Annotated in this window: 15 protein-coding genes; 8 read left to right on the forward strand and 7 right to left on the reverse strand. The window is 55.1% G+C overall.

What is annotated here, in order from left to right:
- Positions 1-56 precede the first annotated feature (56 nt).
- Positions 57-1052: a 6-phosphogluconolactonase gene (gene pgl / locus ABLU88_RS19530; RefSeq protein ID WP_014228470.1), complete on the forward strand. Its 996-nt coding sequence runs from the start codon at positions 57-59 to the stop codon at positions 1050-1052.
- A gap of 58 nt (positions 1053-1110) precedes the next feature.
- On the opposite strand, the gene ABLU88_RS19535 is transcribed toward pgl, so the two are convergent.
- Positions 1111-1587, reverse strand: a complete 477-nt coding sequence (locus ABLU88_RS19535; protein WP_038424232.1) for a GNAT family N-acetyltransferase — start codon at positions 1585-1587, stop codon at positions 1111-1113.
- A gap of 133 nt (positions 1588-1720) precedes the next feature.
- On the opposite strand from ABLU88_RS19535, the gene ABLU88_RS19540 reads away from it, so the two are divergent.
- Positions 1721-3190: a PLP-dependent aminotransferase family protein gene (locus ABLU88_RS19540; RefSeq protein ID WP_049069251.1), complete on the forward strand. Its 1470-nt coding sequence runs from the start codon at positions 1721-1723 to the stop codon at positions 3188-3190.
- Positions 3191-3433: 243 nt separating this feature from the next.
- On the opposite strand, the gene ABLU88_RS19545 is transcribed toward ABLU88_RS19540, so the two are convergent.
- The 3 genes from ABLU88_RS19545 to ycgZ form a co-directional block, all read right to left on the reverse strand.
- Positions 3434-3700 (reverse strand): biofilm development regulator YmgB/AriR family protein, encoded by a 267-nt coding sequence (locus ABLU88_RS19545; protein ID WP_348837663.1) that lies wholly within the window; start codon positions 3698-3700, stop codon positions 3434-3436.
- Between the two features lie 54 nt (positions 3701-3754).
- On the reverse strand, positions 3755-4078 hold the full coding sequence (locus ABLU88_RS19550; RefSeq protein ID WP_025108124.1) for a hypothetical protein: 324 nt from the start codon (positions 4076-4078) through the stop codon (positions 3755-3757).
- 121 nt (positions 4079-4199) lie between these two features.
- A complete protein-coding gene (gene ycgZ / locus ABLU88_RS19555) occupies positions 4200-4442 on the reverse strand; it encodes a regulatory protein YcgZ (RefSeq protein WP_004849015.1) in 243 nt (80 codons plus the stop codon).
- A 335-nt stretch (positions 4443-4777) separates the two neighbouring features.
- Here ycgZ and ABLU88_RS19560 point away from each other — a divergent pair, with 335 nt between their 5' ends.
- Both ABLU88_RS19560 and ABLU88_RS19565 read left to right on the forward strand, forming a co-directional pair.
- Entirely contained in the window at positions 4778-6001 is a 1224-nt protein-coding gene (locus tag ABLU88_RS19560) for a diguanylate phosphodiesterase (RefSeq protein WP_348837666.1), read from the forward strand.
- A 189-nt stretch (positions 6002-6190) separates the two neighbouring features.
- A complete protein-coding gene (locus ABLU88_RS19565; RefSeq protein ID WP_014228475.1) occupies positions 6191-6922 on the forward strand; it encodes a MerR family transcriptional regulator in 732 nt (243 codons plus the stop codon).
- Between the two features lie 94 nt (positions 6923-7016).
- Here ABLU88_RS19565 and ABLU88_RS19570 read toward each other — a convergent pair whose 3' ends face one another.
- From ABLU88_RS19570 to ABLU88_RS19580, 3 genes are all read right to left on the reverse strand, one after another.
- Positions 7017-7571 carry a LuxR C-terminal-related transcriptional regulator gene (locus tag ABLU88_RS19570; protein WP_004849021.1) on the reverse strand — a complete coding sequence of 185 codons (555 nt, stop codon included), beginning with the start codon at positions 7569-7571 and terminating at the stop codon, positions 7017-7019.
- A gap of 58 nt (positions 7572-7629) precedes the next feature.
- Entirely contained in the window at positions 7630-7848 is a 219-nt protein-coding gene (locus ABLU88_RS19575; RefSeq protein ID WP_014228477.1) for a hypothetical protein, read from the reverse strand.
- Between the two features lie 413 nt (positions 7849-8261).
- Complete coding sequence (locus tag ABLU88_RS19580; protein ID WP_014228478.1) at positions 8262-9545, reverse strand: putative acyl-CoA thioester hydrolase; 1284 nt, start codon at positions 9543-9545, stop codon at positions 8262-8264.
- Between the two features lie 176 nt (positions 9546-9721).
- Here ABLU88_RS19580 and hutI point away from each other — a divergent pair, with 176 nt between their 5' ends.
- The 4 genes from hutI (at position 9722) to hutH (ending at position 15211) form a co-directional block, all read left to right on the forward strand.
- Entirely contained in the window at positions 9722-10993 is a 1272-nt protein-coding gene (gene hutI / locus ABLU88_RS19585) for an imidazolonepropionase (RefSeq protein ID WP_348837704.1), read from the forward strand.
- Between the two features lie 140 nt (positions 10994-11133).
- Positions 11134-11859, forward strand: a complete 726-nt coding sequence (locus ABLU88_RS19590; RefSeq protein WP_325933482.1) for a histidine utilization repressor — start codon at positions 11134-11136, stop codon at positions 11857-11859.
- A 143-nt stretch (positions 11860-12002) separates the two neighbouring features.
- The gene (gene hutU, locus ABLU88_RS19595) at positions 12003-13691 is read left to right on the forward strand and encodes a urocanate hydratase (RefSeq protein WP_325933480.1); all 1689 of its coding nucleotides are present in this window, start codon (positions 12003-12005) and stop codon (positions 13689-13691) included.
- A complete protein-coding gene (gene hutH, locus ABLU88_RS19600; protein ID WP_025108118.1) occupies positions 13688-15211 on the forward strand; it encodes a histidine ammonia-lyase in 1524 nt (507 codons plus the stop codon). The genes hutU and hutH overlap by 4 nt, the downstream gene beginning before the upstream one ends.
- Positions 15212-15307 lie beyond the last annotated feature (96 nt).

Here is a 15307-nt window from a genome sequence, read left to right on the forward strand (position 1 = left end):
AGGGTGTCGTTAGTCTGAAAAATGAAATTTCCACGTGCAGTGAGGAAGGAGTATTCATGAAACAAACCGTTTATACCGCCAGCCCGGAAAGCCAGCAGATTCACGTCTGGGATCTGGATCTTGAGGGGAAACTGACCCTGGTGCAGGTTGTTGATGCCCCGGGCCAGGTGCAGCCGATGGTGGTGAGCCCGAACAAAGAGTTTCTCTACGTCGGCGTGCGTCCGGAGTTTCGCGTACTGGCCTACCGCATTGCGCCCGATAATGGCGCCCTGACTTTCGCCGGCGAAGCCGCGCTGCCGGGTAGCCCAACGCATATTTCTACCGATCGTCAGGGGCGCTTTGTGTTCAGCGCTTCCTATAACGCGGGCTGCGTGAGCGTTACGCCGCTGGTGGACGGCCTGCCGCGAGAAGCGGTGGCGGTGGTTGAAGGTCTGGAAGGCTGCCACTCGGCAAATATCTCTCCCGATAATCGCACCCTGTGGGTACCGGCGCTGAAGCAGGATCGTATCTGCCTGTTTACCCTGAGCGACGACGGTTTCCTCGCAGAGCAGGAGCCGGCTGAAGTGACCACCGTTGAAGGCGCGGGCCCGCGTCACATGGTGTTCCATCCGAATCAGCAATACGGCTACTGCGTCAACGAACTGAACAGCTCCGTTGACGTCTGGGAGCTGAAAGATCCGTACGGAAAAATTGAATGCGTGCAGACGCTGGACATGATGCCGCCTGATTTTGCCGGCGTGCGCTGGGCGGCGGATATCCATCTGACCCCGGATGGCCGTCATCTCTACGCCTGCGATCGTACCGCCAGCATTATCACTATCTTCAGCGTCTCGGAAGACGGCAGCGTGCTGTCCATCGAAGGCTATCAGAATACCGAGACCCAGCCGCGCGGCTTTAACCTCGATCATAGCGGCAAATATCTGATCGCCGCCGGTCAGAAATCGCATCATATCGCGGTGTATGAAATCAAAGGCGAGCAGGGGCTGCTCCAGGAAAAAGGGCGCTATGCCGTAGGCCAGGGCCCGATGTGGGTCGTGGTCAACGCTCGCTAAGTTCTCTGTCAGTGACGAAACCTCGCCGCGGCGAGGTTTTTTTACGCCTGCGCAGGGGCTACTTCACCCGCATACGATACTCAATCATGCCGCTTTTCTCCGCGACCCAGTTATACAGACGCTGGCCCCGAAGGTTGGTCTCATGCGTGTGCCAGTACAGGCTGGCTGCGTGACGTTTGCGCGCCTGCAGCTGAACATACTCAATCAGCTGCTTGCCGATATGCTGACCGCGAACGGCCGGGTCAACGAAGAGGTCCTCCAGATAGCAGTAGTCGCTTTCGGCCCAGGTGGAGCGGTGGAAGAGATAATGTACGAAACCCACTATCCTGCCTTCCTGTTTTGCCACTGCGCAGAACATCGGCTCGGTGGGATGAAAAAAGCGCTTCCAGGTGAGCTGCGTGATGCTTTCCGGGATGTCGACGCGATAAAACGTCTGGTAGCTTTTCCACAGCGGCAGCCACTGGGCAAAGTCGCTTTCAGCCGCGGGGTGGAGGGTTACCTGCGCGAGGTTAACGTCGGTTTTGTTGCTATTCATGGCTGTTCCTTATTTTTATCAACCGGGTGATTTGACCTGGCGCTATGGTAGGTGCTGTTCTGGTTCCTAAAAAGTGACACTTTCTGTATATTTATAGGATCCACTTTTATGCCGTCGATGCCCGCTGCCGCTCATGCCAAAACCCATTGCCCCTCTGTTTCAGGAACTGTTATTAGCCCGCGGCGTGATTAAAGATCAGGTCTACCACGCCCTGCGTCAGGCGATTCTGGATGGCCGATTGTCGGCGGGTTCAAAAATCCCCTCCAGCCGGGCGCTGGCTGAGATGATGGCGATCTCGCGAAACTCGGTTATTGCCGGTTTTGACCGCCTGATGGATGAGGGGTACCTGGTCACGCGCAAGGGGGCTGGCACCTTTGTCTGCGAGCATATCCCGGATAACCTCATAAGCGAGTATGACGCGTCGACGCCGCCCGAAACGGCAATAGCCGCCGCAGGGCCGCTTAATCCTGATGTCGCCGCTCTGGTGTCATCATGGTCAGAAAGAGAGGACAGCGGCGAAATGCGTCAGGTTTTTGCCGTCGGTATCGGCTGTACCGATCTCTTCCCTCATGCTTTATGGGGGCGGCTGCTGGGGCGCGTCTGGCGGCAATCGCGTCGTGAGCTGGGAGCGCACGCCACGCCCTATGGATATCAACCTCTACGCCAGGCGATTAGTCGCTATATTCAGGCGACGCGCGGCGTCAATTGCCACGAAGATCGGGTGATCATTGTCAACGGTATTCAGCAAGCGCTTTCCATCACCGCTCAGGCTTTACTGGAAAAGGGCGATGAAGTCTGGCTCGACGATCCCGGATACAACGGCGCCCGCGGCGCATTCGCCGCCAGGGGAGCGGTGGTCCGGCCCGTTCGGGTTGACGAGGAGGGCATGGATATTCAGGATGGCATTCGCCATTACCCGCAAGCTAAGCTGGTCTATACCGCGCCGTCGCACCAGTTCCCGCTCAGTGGAACGCTTAGCCTGCCCAGAAGGCTCGCCTTACTGGAATGGGCGGAAGCCCATCGGGCGTGGATATTTGAAGACGATTACAATAGCGAATTCCGCTATGCCGCCCGCTCTCTGCAGGCGTTGCAGGGGTTAGATAATCATCAGCGGGTCATCTACGCGGGCACATTTTCTAAGATGATGTATCCGGAGTTCCGGCTGGGCTTTTTAGTGGTCCCCGAGCATTTGCGTGAACAGTTTGCCATGACGAAATATTACACCGATCTCTGTAGTGGGTATCTCGAACAGGCCGTCCTGGCCCGTTTCATCAGCGAGGGGCACTATGCCAGCCACGTCCGTCGTATTCGCAAAGCCTGTTTTGAGCGAAAAAGCGCGCTGGAGGCGGCTATTGCACGCTACTTTGCCGGGCGCATGGTCGTACATCCAACGGATTCGGGTATTCACATAGTCTGCTGGCTATCAGCGGGTTTAAAGGCAGAAGAGGTCGTCGCTAAGGCGCGCCAGCAAGGTTTCGGCGTGCAGACGTTTGAGCGCTATTGTCAGCGGCCGATGTCGCGCGAGGGCGTTTTATTCGGTTTTGCAAACCATACCCCAGCGGTGTTGACCGAGGGAATTCGCCGCCTGGCTGCGATGTTTTAGCTCAGCAATACGGGAAATATTTTGCAGGGGATTAATGGCATTCATTGCCGGATTATATTGCAGACAATGATTATCTTTTTGGAAAACCTGCCCCGTCCTGATTATTCATCTGACAACAGGGGCAGAGTTTTAAAAAGAGAGATACCGCGCCTGGATTTAACGTATATCCACGGCTTCTGTAATAATATAACCATTCGCTTAGCGATATGTGACTTCCCTGTTTAATTACAGCCGGTTAATAAATCAGATATCATCCATGGTGTAGCTGACGACGATTTCCAGGGTTTTGCGGATAACGTCTGCAGTTACGACATCTCTGGTGGTTTCCAGCGCCGTAATTAACCACAAAATAATCGCCTTGTTGCTGAGGTGACCCTCAGACTCAAGGATGCTGCTGATAGCCAGCGACATCACCGCTGATTCATCGATCAGTCTGTCGCCTGCGTTGCGGAAATATTCAGAGAGTGCGGTATCGTTCAGGCCTGCGTAAATATCCGGTTGCTGATGCATAGTCTGTCTCATCATATTCTCTACTTTGTAAGTTAAACATTAGACCAGTAGTGGTCAGTGTATTTTATTCGTACCTGGCTGCTGAGGAGAGCCTAATAACGAATTCGGCTCATCCCAATTATGCTTAGCGCCTGAAGTACCCACGGTATTGTTTTTTCCACGGCGAGCTACCATATTACTGATTTCATCGATAATACGCCCAAGTGCATTCCGCCGTTTTTTATCCTGTTCCCCAGCCTGCATGGCCTGGAGTTTCCCGATCAGTGCTTGTTTACTAATAGGCCCCTTATTTTTGAGTAGAGAGAGGACAGCCTCTCCAATCAATAAATCGGTTAGTGGATCATAATCATTGCGATTCATAACGGTATCTCTGATCATTGTCATCTCCTTGACTGGGAATTTAGTAGCAAGCCGGTAATCCGTGTCAGATACTGGCCCATCCCTTATATTTCCTCATTCAGTAACGACTTAAATCACCAGATAGCTGAAGCCACTTTTATCACTGATGCTCAAACAAGAGACCAATCAACGTTTGATAATGGTTTTCTTCTTCAGGTTCTGAAGCCACTTCAAGGCGACCCAGCAGTTTCGTACACAGGGATTTGCGATTCAGGTTGCGTCCTTCATTCAGGATATCCATTACAATCTGCCCTAACGTCTCCTGCTGCGAAGGTAACGACGCTTTATTGAAGTAGTGGGCAATAGCGTTAGCCGTGTCAGGAATGTAACCGTTCTGCTGCATATGTGCTCCTGTAAGTTCAATTATCAGTGAAGTTGCGATTAAAGTTATACAATGTTTATCAACTTGTACATAGGAAATGGAAAAAATATGTTAATTTTCTTAATGTTTTTTATAACGTATTGATTTATATGGTTTTAAAATTGTACAAATCTTAAGGTAAACATCGAGTGGAGATGTACGAATTGTACAGGTATACAGGAAGGCAAGAACGCCAGCGAAAAGAGGGTGTTAATGTGATTTATTTGTTAATGACTCGGGCGCTTTTACAGGACTTATGCGGGTAGACCTGCTACTGTAATATCTTATTAGCTTTCATCTCTTCTGTCGGAAACTTCATGCTCACTACCATTATTTATCGCAGCCATATCTGCGACAACGTGTCAATTAAATCGCTCGAAAGCATGGTTGCTGAAGCAAATGTCAAAAATAGTCAGGAAAACGTGTCGGGTATTCTGCTTTTTAACGGCACCCACTTTTTTCAGCTATTAGAAGGACCTGAAGAGAAGGTCGAGGAAATTTACCGTCTTATCTGCGCAGACCCGCGGCACCATAACCTCGTGGAGCTGCTCAGGGATCATGGACCGATGCGGCGCTTTGGTAAAATTGGCATGGAACTCTTTGATTTACGAGAGTTTGACCGCGATGAAGTGCTGCAGGCTGTGCTGGATAAAGGGACCACAAAATATCAGCTCACCTATGACGACAGAGCGCTCCATTTTTTCCGTACCTTCGTCGAAGCCACGGAAAAGGAAAACTATTACGAAATTCCTGCGGCTGAAAGCTGGGAGTTTGTGATAGAAGACGCTGCCTGCTACCCTGAAACTCCGCTGCAAGAGGCCGAATGCAGCTTTGCTTTTCAGCCGGTCATCGATCCGTTTGCCAAAGAGGTCGTCTCCTACGAAGCGCTGCTGCGCACGACTTCCGGTGATTCGCCAGCGGTCTATTTTAACGGACTTTCGCGAGAGGAAATCTACTGGACGGATCTCCACAGCAAGCGCATTGCCTTCGCCATGGCGGGACTTTTGCACCTCCGTGGACGCACGTTGTCGATTAATCTGCTGCCCATGACGCTGGTGAATGTTCCCAACGCTGTCGAATTTCTGTTAGCGGAAATTGAAGCCAGCGGTTTGATCCCTGAGCAAATTATTGTGGAATTTACCGAAAGCGAAGCCATTTCCCGTCTTGATGAATTCACCGATTCCGTGCGTAAGCTCAAGTCTGCGGGAATTCGCGTGGCTATCGATCATTTTGGCGCCGGGTTTGCCGGGCTATTGCTGCTGGCTCAGTTTCAGCCGGACCGCATCAAGATTAATCGCCAGCTGGTCAAAGATATTCATAAGCACGGCCCAAAACAGGCAATCGTTCAGGCGATTATTAAATGCTGTCATTCCCTGGAAATCGCCATTTCAGCGGTGGGTATTGAGCAGGCGGAGGAGTGGATGTGGCTGGAGTCAGCGGGGATTACGCATTTCCAGGGAAATTTATTTGCCAGTCCGTGTCTGGGAGGCATTCCGCCGGTAGCATGGCCAGAGAAAAAAGTAGCGTGTGAGCTTCTTTAAATTTTGACCCCGGCTCAGCGCAGCGTGTAGGTTAAAAAGCGGTGTATAACGGTAAAATAAGCCCTGTTTTTTTGCCCAGTATATCGGCGCCCGACCTGTTTATTTTAGCTGTACAAGAAAAGTTAATTGTACAACCAGGCTAAATTCGTTAATTTAGTCGGTAAAGTATTATCAGGTTAGAGGGCGCTAATGGCATATTACAGCATCGGTGAAGTTGCCGAACGTTGCGGAATCAACCCCGTGACTTTGCGTGCATGGCAGCGAAGATATGGTTTGCTAAAGCCGCAGAGAAGCGAGGGAGGACACCGCCAGTTTGACGAGGAGGACGTTCAGCGCATTGAGGAAATCAAACGCTGGATCGATCGCGGGGTCTCCGTTGGCAAGGTTAAGGCGCTTCTGGAAGGCCATCAGCCTGAAACGCAAGACGCTGCCGTCCTGCTCCAGGAAGAGATGATGACGCTTCTGCGAGGTGTCCAGCCCTCAAAATTACGCACCCGCATCATGTCCCTCAGCCATGAATATCCCGTAGATAAACTGATTGACCGGCTCTTTGTCCCCGTCCGCAGTAAGCTCAATCTCGATCCGAACACCTCCATGGCGATTATCAGTATGCTGGACGGTATCCTGATTGATTGCGTAGCGTCCATTCTTGCGGAATCGCGCAAAAAGGTGGGGAAAGAGACGCTGTTGGTGGGGTGGGGTAATGAAGACCGTACCCGTCTGTGGCTGGAAGCGTGGCGTTTATCGCAGCGCGCCTGGCACGTCAACGTGCTGGCGGAGCCGCTGGATTCTCCTCGCCCGGAACTGTTTCCTGGTCAGCACATTTTTGTCTGGACCGGCCGCGCGCTGACCCCCTTGCAGGCAGAATTACTTAGCCACTGGCAAAGCCAGGGCTTCACCATTGAGTTTCACGGAGAGTAAGCGTCTTAGAGGGTTAGCAGCGGAACATTTTTAGAGATGTTATTCCGCCGCTTGTCTTCCTGAAGCATGGCAACATGCGCTGGCAGGTAAATTATCAGAAATTGAGCTGGGTCCAGGCTTTAAACGTTTCGCTGCGGCTAATATTAAAAAAATCTGTCCGACCCGAGCAGCCGAGCTTTTTGATTAAGGTCAGGCGAATTTGATAAATTGTTTTAATATGTAAATTCAGCGACTTCCCTATATTTGCCATCGCTTCACCATCGTTCATCAGGCGAATCACTTCTTTTTCGCGATTGGTAAAAACGATACTTTCAGATTCCCGGTCAGGCTTCTTACCGAACAAGGTGGGGCGGAGAATAAACGATTTTATCTCAGCGGGCGTTGAGCGCGCTGGGATTCTGTACATTGGTATTTCGCTCAGGAAGTTCAAATCATTACCGTCGGTGAGCAGGACAAAACGAACTCTTTTGCGATCGTAATGATGATTAAGCACCGCATAATAGTTATCGCTGGTGAAAAAGACATATTTTCCATGAAAACAGCCTGGTGATAATGAATCGAGTACAAGCTGTAATCCTTGACGAAGAAGGTTATTGTTAATCCAAAGATCGTAATGATTAAAAAAGTGACCTTGCTTGTCGTTATTCATTTGTCCTCCGAGGTAGAAGTGTTAATAATGGCTTAATTTAACAAATCACATATCATGCTTAGTGATGGTTTTTACCACGTAGCACATGCAGCGTTTGGATATATAAATCGGCGAGTATTTCATTTTTCTCGAGATTCAGGCGCCGCTGAACCTCAACGATTAAACGCTCATGGCTAACGGCTTCGCTCTCCGTCTGGGTCTGCACCATGTGTTCGATATTTTTCAGCAAAGCAGAGTTAGAAATAAACTCTGCAGGAATAGTATTTTTAATCTGCATGGTATATCTCGGGTTATGTTAGACAATAAATCAACAAACAAAGATGCGGCATAAAAATCATCTTTGCTCTACGGTTCTTCACCATTTCAAAGGAAATGGTGAGCATTTTTTTAAATCATAAGAATGCTGTAATGCAGAATTTAAAACTTACGTAATAACTATAGTCACGATCTTCAGGATGTACAATTTTTCCGAATTAATTTTGTACATTTAGTTGGTTTTTTTAACATTGACTTATAACATATTGTTTTGTATAGTTATTTTTTGTAAAGATAATGTGAAAAAGTTGTACAGAACGGCGTCTGTACAGGGATAACCTACAGGATGAGGGGATAGCGGTGAAGAAGCGGGAAGGGCACAGCGGGAAGAGAAAGAGACAAAGGGGGAATAGCTTCCCCCTTTTGGCGTAAGCGTTACTGCTTCGGTTCAGCGACGACAAAGCTTCCCACGCCGCGGTTGTTGTATTCCCACATGCGGTTGAAGTTAGCGTCATTCAGGTTACGCTGCGGGTTGCCTTTGGCATCCGCAGTACCGGTGTTGCCGCTAAACGGACGGTTTGAACCGACGGCATCAGCCCACGGTTTGGCAATATTAAAGCCTTCATTAATGACGCTATCGCGAATAACGACCTGGCCATTGGTGTTGCCGTCAACGTCCAGAGAGCGGCCCAGCTGCGCGACGTTATCGCCGGAAGCGGTAAAGCGGCTGTTGATCGCCAGGAAGCCGTAGGTCACGCTCTTCAGGGTCGCTGGCGCAAAGACGTAGCCCTCTTTCTGGGTGCGCGAATTGACCACGCGGAAGTCGGTATTGTCGAACACGACCGCCCCACGACCGGAAACGATATCGACGTCGCCTTCAATATAGCTGTTGCTGACCAGGGTTCGGGTCTGACGGTTATCCTGCAGGCGGTTTTGTACGCCGCTGTTGGTCACGAAAAAGGTGTTCTGGCGACCGAGGATATTCACCTTGTTAATCTGTACCCGATCGCCATCGCTACGCAGCGCCACGGCCTGATGGGTGCCCGCGTCTACGCTGTCGCCGAGGTTGTTGGCGATAGTCAGGTTCTGTAGCTGGAGATCGTTATTCTGCGACCAGAATACCGCTGAGCACATCACGCCAACGGTGGCGGCACGTCTGCTCTGGCAGCTGTCGTACATATACCAGGCCGGTTTGCCCGGCATATATTTGCCGCCCGGATTAACCTGGTGACGCCAGGAGACCGGATCCATTTCTGAATCAATCGCTGCGCTGATTTTTACATCAATCGGCTTCTCACCGGTGCCGTACAGGGTCAGCGCGCCAGGCGCCGCCGGAACGTATACGGTGCCCGCATATTCACCCGGCATGATGGCGATAAACTGACGACGATTGGAGTGGCGGGTAATCGCTGCATCCACCGCGGCCTGAATCGTGGTGTGGGTTACCCCCTGGGTACCCGCAGGACCCACAACAAAATCCGGCTGCGCCGGGAGGCTGATGGCGGACGGGCTCCACGCCGCGGCGTTAGGATCGAGAGACTGGAAATAGCTCGCCGGTAAGAAGTTTTTCGCCTCATCGGCGGTTAAAACTGGACGAGAGGCCGTGCCCGGCGCTGTTTGCGTTGAGGGCTGTTGATCGGCAGGCGTCGAACTACAGGCGGACAACGTCACGCCAAAGGCCAGCGCCAGCGCCAGGCGGGAAACGGAATATGTGTTCATGTTGCTCCGGGCAAGAATAAATTAAGGGTATAGGTCCTTTAAAGCCTGCTGTTTTATACCAACTTAAGCGAAACGGGAAGACGTAGCGCAAAAAAGTTGCTTCTTTACATAATAAGAGCCGGAAACGAGCCGCTTTTGATCACAAATAAGTAACATTTGCCGGGGGCTGAGTTGACATTTCTCGCGGAATCAAAATAAATGTCTATACAACCCATGACAAGTTGACCGCTATGACACACACACCTTCCGAACGCCTAATCTGGCGCAACGTCCGTCTGGCCACGCTCGATCCGCATTTCTCTCAGCCGTATGGACTCGTGGAGCATCATGCGCTGCTGGTGCGCGATGGACGCATTGAAGCCATTGTGCCCGAAAGCGAGGCGCCCGCAGGGCAGAGTATTGACCTCGGCGGTAGGCTGCTCACGCCGGGGCTGATTGATTGCCACACGCACCTGGTCTTCGGCGGCAGCCGGGCGCAGGAGTGGGAGCAGCGCCTCAACGGCGTCTCCTACCAGACCATTAGCGCCAACGGCGGCGGCATTAACGCGACCGTGCGCGCCACCCGGGAAAGCAGCGAGACGGAGCTGCTGGCGCTGGCCCGGCAGCGGCTGGCTCGTCTGCTGCGCGAAGGGGTCACCACCCTGGAGATCAAGTCCGGCTACGGGCTGGATCTCGCAAACGAACGTAAAATGCTGCGGGTTGTACAACAGCTTGCCGCAACGCATAGCGTTGAGATTTCCCCCACGCTACTCTCCGCCCACGCCACGCCGCCGGAATATAAAGGCGACCCGGACGGCTATATCAATCTGGTATGCGAAATCATTCTGCCCACGCTGTGGGAAGAGGGGCTATTTGAAAGCGTCGATGCCTTCTGCGAAAACGTCGGCTTTACCCCCGCGCAGACTGAACGGGTTTACAGTACGGCCCAGGCATTAGGTATCCCGGTAAAAGGTCACGTTGAGCAGCTCTCTTCGCTGGGCGGCGCCGAATTAGTGAGCCGCTATAAAGGCCTGTCCGCCGACCATATTGAATACCTGACCCCAGCGGGCGTGGCGGCGATGAGCCGCAGCGGCACCGTGGCGGTGCTCCTGCCCGGCGCGTTCTATTTCCTTAACGAAACCCGCAGGCCGCCGGTTGAACTGCTGCGCGAATATCAGGTTCCGATGGCGGTGGCGACGGACTACAACCCCGGCACCAGCCCCTTCGCCAGCCTGCATCTGGCGATGAATATGGCCTGCGTGAAATTTGGCTTAACGCCGGAGGAGGCGTGGGCAGGCGTAACCCGTCATGCGGCGCAGGCGCTGGGCCGCCAGGCGAGCCACGGCCGGCTGGCGCCGGGCTTCGTTGCTGATTTTGCTATCTGGGACGCGGAGCATCCGGTTGAGATGGTTTACGAGCCGGGGCGCAGCCCGCTCTGGCAGCGCGTGGTGCGAGGAGAAATCGCGTGAAGCTATGACAACCGACGACCGCCGGGATTTGTCAGGGGCGCGACCACAGCGCGGAGGCGCGGCAAATCGCCCATTGGTGGCAGTAGCGATTCAGTATATTCTGGACGTTTCGCCGCCCATTCGCACAAGGAAGCCCGGCCATGTTCTCATCGCAACCTCGTTCCGCGCCTGCGCCTTTCTATGAAAAGGTGAAACAGGCTATTAGCGAAAAGATCCACAGCGGCGTCTGGCGTCCGCACGATCGCATTCCTTCGGAGGCGGAGCTGGTGGCGCAGTTTGGCTTTAGCCGGATGACCATCAATCGGGCGCTGCGCGAGCTGACCGATGAAGGCCGGCTGGTGCGATTACAGGGGGTGGGGACGTTTGTCGCGGAGCCGAAAGGGCAGTCGGCGCTGTTTGAAGTGCGCAGCATCGCGGAGGAAATTACCTCTCGTCATCATCAGCACCGCTGCGAGGTGGTGCTGCTGGAGGAAACGCAGGCGGATCTGATTCAGGCCGCGGCGCTCAACGTGGCCGCCGGTACGCGGATTTTCCATTCGCTGATGGTGCATTTTGAAAATGAGGTCCCGGTACAGATTGAGGACCGCTGCGTCAACGCCTCCGTGGTGCCGGACTATCTGCGTCAGGACTATACCGCGACCACGCCCCACGACTATCTGTCGCTGATCGCCCCTCTGACCGAAGGGGAGCACATTGTTGAGGCGGTGCAGGCAACGGCGGAGGAGTGCGCGCTGCTGCATATTCACGCGCACGACCCGTGTCTGCTGATCCGCCGCCGCACCTGGTCCACCACCCATATCGTTTCCCACGCGCGCCTGATTTTCCCCGGCAGCCGCTACCGTCTGCAGGGCCATTTTGGTTGCTGATCTTACTGCGCGTCGGCAAAACGTGATTGCTGACGCAATATAACAAAAATGTATCTTTTGTGTTAAATCCTGGCTTGCGCATGCTTGTATAGACAAGTATATGTATCTACGTACACAACGTTAATTGTCAGGAGAAACCCCCGATGTCGCAAAGCAAATACCGCCAGCAGGACGTACGTGCACCGCGTGGCACAACGTTAAATGCGAAGAGCTGGCTGACCGAAGCTCCGCTGCGTATGCTCATGAATAACCTCGACCCGGATGTCGCCGAAAACCCGCATGAGCTGGTGGTGTATGGCGGCATCGGACGCGCGGCGCGCAACTGGGAATGCTATGACGCTATCGTGAAGGCGCTGAAAAACCTGGAGAGCGACGAAACGCTGCTGGTGCAGTCCGGTAAGCCGGTGGGCGTATTCAAAACCCATGAAAACTCGCCGCGGGTGCTGATCGCCAACTCCAACCTGGTACCGCACTGGGCAACCTGGGAACACTTTAACGAGCTGGATGCCAAAGGGCTGGCGATGTACGGCCAGATGACCGCCGGCAGCTGGATCTACATTGGCAGCCAGGGCATCGTGCAGGGCACCTATGAAACCTTCGTTGAGGCAGGCCGCCAGCACTACCAGGGCAGCCTGAAGGGGCGCTGGGTGTTGACCGCCGGTCTGGGCGGCATGGGCGGCGCGCAGCCGCTGGCCGCGACCTTAGCGGGCGCCTGCTCGTTGAATATCGAATGCCAGCAGAGCCGCATCGATTTCCGCCTGCGTACCCGCTACGTTGACGAACAGGCGACGTCGCTGGATGACGCGCTGGCGCGCATCAAAAAATACACCGCCGAGGGCCGGGCGATCTCTATCGCACTGTGCGGCAACGCGGCAGAGATCGTGCCGGAAATGGTCAAACGCGGCGTGCGCCCGGATATGGTGACCGATCAGACCAGCGCCCACGACCCGCTGCACGGCTATCTGCCGAAAGGCTGGAACTGGGAAGAGTACCAGGCTAAGGCCGAGTCGGACCCGCAGGGCACTATCCTGGCGGCGAAACGCGCAATGGCCGACCACGTGCAGGCGATGCTGGCATTCCACGAAATGGGCGTGCCGACGTTTGACTACGGCAACAACATTCGCCAGATGGCCCAGGAGATGGGCGTTGGCAACGCGTTTGCTTTCCCAGGCTTCGTTCCCGCCTATATCCGCCCGCTATTCTGCCGCGGCATCGGCCCGTTCCGCTGGGTTGCCCTGTCCGGCGACCCGCAGGACATCTATAAAACCGACGCGAAAGTGAAAGAGATCGTTAAAGACGATAAGCACCTGCATCACTGGCTGGATATGGCCCGCGAGCATATCAGTTTCCAGGGGCTACCGGCGCGTATCTGCTGGGTAGGCCTCGAATGGCGGCAGAAGCTGGGGCTGGCGTTTAACGAAATGGTCCGCAGCGGCGAAGTCTCCGCGCCGATCGTCATTGGCCGCGACCATCTGGACTCCGGCTCCGTCGCCAGCCCGAACCGCGAGACGGAAGCGATGCGCGATGGTTCCGACGCCGTCTCCGACTGGCCGCTGCTCAACGCCTTACTGAATACCGCCAGCGGGGCGACCTGGGTGTCGCTGCATCACGGCGGCGGCGTCGGGATGGGCTTTTCGCAGCACTCCGGCATGGTTATCGTCTGCGACGGTACCGATGAAGCGGCGGCGCGCATTGCCCGCGTCCTGCACAACGACCCGGCGACCGGCGTGATGCGTCATGCCGACGCGGGCTACGATATCGCGATTGAGTGCGCGACAGAACAAGGTTTGAATCTTCCGATGGTGGCAGCAACGCAGGGGCACGCTAAATGAACGCTTTAACACTGATTCCGGGTCAACTCAGCCTGTCGCAGCTGCGCGACGTCTACAGCCAGCCGCTGAACATTACGCTAGACGAAAGCGCGTTCGCGGCGATTGATGACAGCGTTGCCTGCGTCAACGCGATTCTGGCGGAAGGCCGCACCGCCTACGGTATCAACACCGGTTTTGGCCTGCTGGCGCAGACGCGCATCTCAACCGAAGATCTGGAAAACCTTCAGCGATCGCTGGTGCTGTCGCACGCGGCGGGGATTGGCGAACCGCTGGATGATGACCTCGCGCGTCTGATTATGGTGCTGAAAATTAACAGCCTGTCGCGCGGCTTTTCCGGCATTCGCCTGAGCGTGATTCAGGCGCTGATTGGCCTGGTCAACGCGGGCGTGACGCCGTGGATCCCGGCGAAGGGATCGGTCGGCGCCTCCGGCGACCTCGCGCCGCTGGCGCATATGTCTTTAACCCTGCTTGGCGAAGGGAAAGCGCGCGTGCGCGGCGGGGAGTGGCTGCCGGCGACGGAAGCGCTGCGTCAGGCGGGGCTTGAGCCGATTACTCTGGCGGCGAAAGAGGGGCTGGCGCTGCTCAACGGCACGCAGGCGTCGACGGCGTTTGCCCTGCGCGGCCTGTTCGAAGCCGAAGACCTGTTCGCTTCCGCGGTGGTTTGCGGGTCGTTAACCACCGAAGCGGCGCTCGGTTCGCGTCGTCCGTTTGATCCGCGCATTCACGAAGCGCGCGGTCAGCGCGGGCAGATTGACGCCGCGGCGCTCTATCGCCATCTGCTGACCGACGACAGCGCGATTTCCCAGTCGCACCATAACTGCACCAAGGTGCAGGACCCGTACTCTCTGCGCTGCCAGCCGCAGGTGATGGGTGCCTGCCTGACCCAGCTTCGCCAGGCGGCGGAAGTGCTGCTGGTTGAAGCCAACGCGGTATCCGATAACCCGCTGGTGTTCGCCAGCGAGAACGACGTGATTTCCGGCGGTAACTTCCACGCCGAACCGGTGGCGATGGCGGCGGATAATATCGCGCTGGCGATTGCCGAAATCGGTTCGCTGTCGGAGCGCCGTATCGCGCTGATGATGGACAGCCATATGTCGCAGCTGCCCCCTTTCCTGGTCAAAAACGGCGGCGTTAACTCCGGCTTTATGATTGCCCAGGTGACGGCGGCGGCGCTGGCTAGCGAGAACAAAGCGCTATCGCACCCGCACAGCGTGGACAGTCTGCCGACCTCCGCTAACCAGGAAGACCACGTCTCGATGGCCCCGGCCGCTGGCCGCCGCCTGTGGGCGATGGCGGAAAATACCCGCGGCGTACTGGCCGTGGAGTGGCTGGCCGCCGTGCAGGGTCTGGATATGCGCGAAGGCCTGAGCAGCAGCCCGCTGCTGGAAGAGGCGCGCCACCTGCTGCGCGAACGGGTGACCCATTACACCGAGGACCGCTTCTTCGCTCCGGACATCGAAAACGCCATTGCGCTCCTGGCGGCGCGTCATCTGACGCGGCTGCTGCCTGCCGTGCTCTGAGACCAACGCTAAACCATCGCTGTTCGCTGTACCTGCGCCGGGAGGATCTCTTCCTCCCGGCCACCCTACACGCATATTTGTCGTCGTATAAAAACT

Source organism: Klebsiella sp. GW_Kp182, assembly GCF_040062275.1.
In the GTDB taxonomy this organism is placed as follows: domain Bacteria; phylum Pseudomonadota; class Gammaproteobacteria; order Enterobacterales; family Enterobacteriaceae; genus Klebsiella; species Klebsiella michiganensis.

Coding starts and splice junctions, on each gene's coding strand:
- ycgZ (WP_004849015.1), bottom strand. CDS start 4,442: ATGCAGCAGAACGGTTACATTCCTGACACGGCTAACGCTATTGCCCAC.
- hutU (WP_325933480.1), top strand. CDS start 12,003: ATGTCGCAAAGCAAATACCGCCAGCAGGACGTACGTGCACCGCGTGGC.
- ABLU88_RS19575 (WP_014228477.1), bottom strand. CDS start 7,848: ATGCAGATTAAAAATACTATTCCTGCAGAGTTTATTTCTAACTCTGCT.
- ABLU88_RS19535 (WP_038424232.1), bottom strand. CDS start 1,587: ATGAATAGCAACAAAACCGACGTTAACCTCGCGCAGGTAACCCTCCAC.
- ABLU88_RS19580 (WP_014228478.1), bottom strand. CDS start 9,545: ATGAACACATATTCCGTTTCCCGCCTGGCGCTGGCGCTGGCCTTTGGC.
- pgl (WP_014228470.1), top strand. CDS start 57: ATGAAACAAACCGTTTATACCGCCAGCCCGGAAAGCCAGCAGATTCAC.
- ABLU88_RS19590 (WP_325933482.1), top strand. CDS start 11,134: ATGTTCTCATCGCAACCTCGTTCCGCGCCTGCGCCTTTCTATGAAAAG.
- ABLU88_RS19560 (WP_348837666.1), top strand. CDS start 4,778: ATGCTCACTACCATTATTTATCGCAGCCATATCTGCGACAACGTGTCA.
- ABLU88_RS19570 (WP_004849021.1), bottom strand. CDS start 7,571: ATGAATAACGACAAGCAAGGTCACTTTTTTAATCATTACGATCTTTGG.
- hutH (WP_025108118.1), top strand. CDS start 13,688: ATGAACGCTTTAACACTGATTCCGGGTCAACTCAGCCTGTCGCAGCTG.
- ABLU88_RS19545 (WP_348837663.1), bottom strand. CDS start 3,700: ATGCATCAGCAACCGGATATTTACGCAGGCCTGAACGATACCGCACTC.
- ABLU88_RS19565 (WP_014228475.1), top strand. CDS start 6,191: ATGGCATATTACAGCATCGGTGAAGTTGCCGAACGTTGCGGAATCAAC.
- ABLU88_RS19540 (WP_049069251.1), top strand. CDS start 1,721: ATGCCAAAACCCATTGCCCCTCTGTTTCAGGAACTGTTATTAGCCCGC.
- ABLU88_RS19550 (WP_025108124.1), bottom strand. CDS start 4,078: ATGATCAGAGATACCGTTATGAATCGCAATGATTATGATCCACTAACC.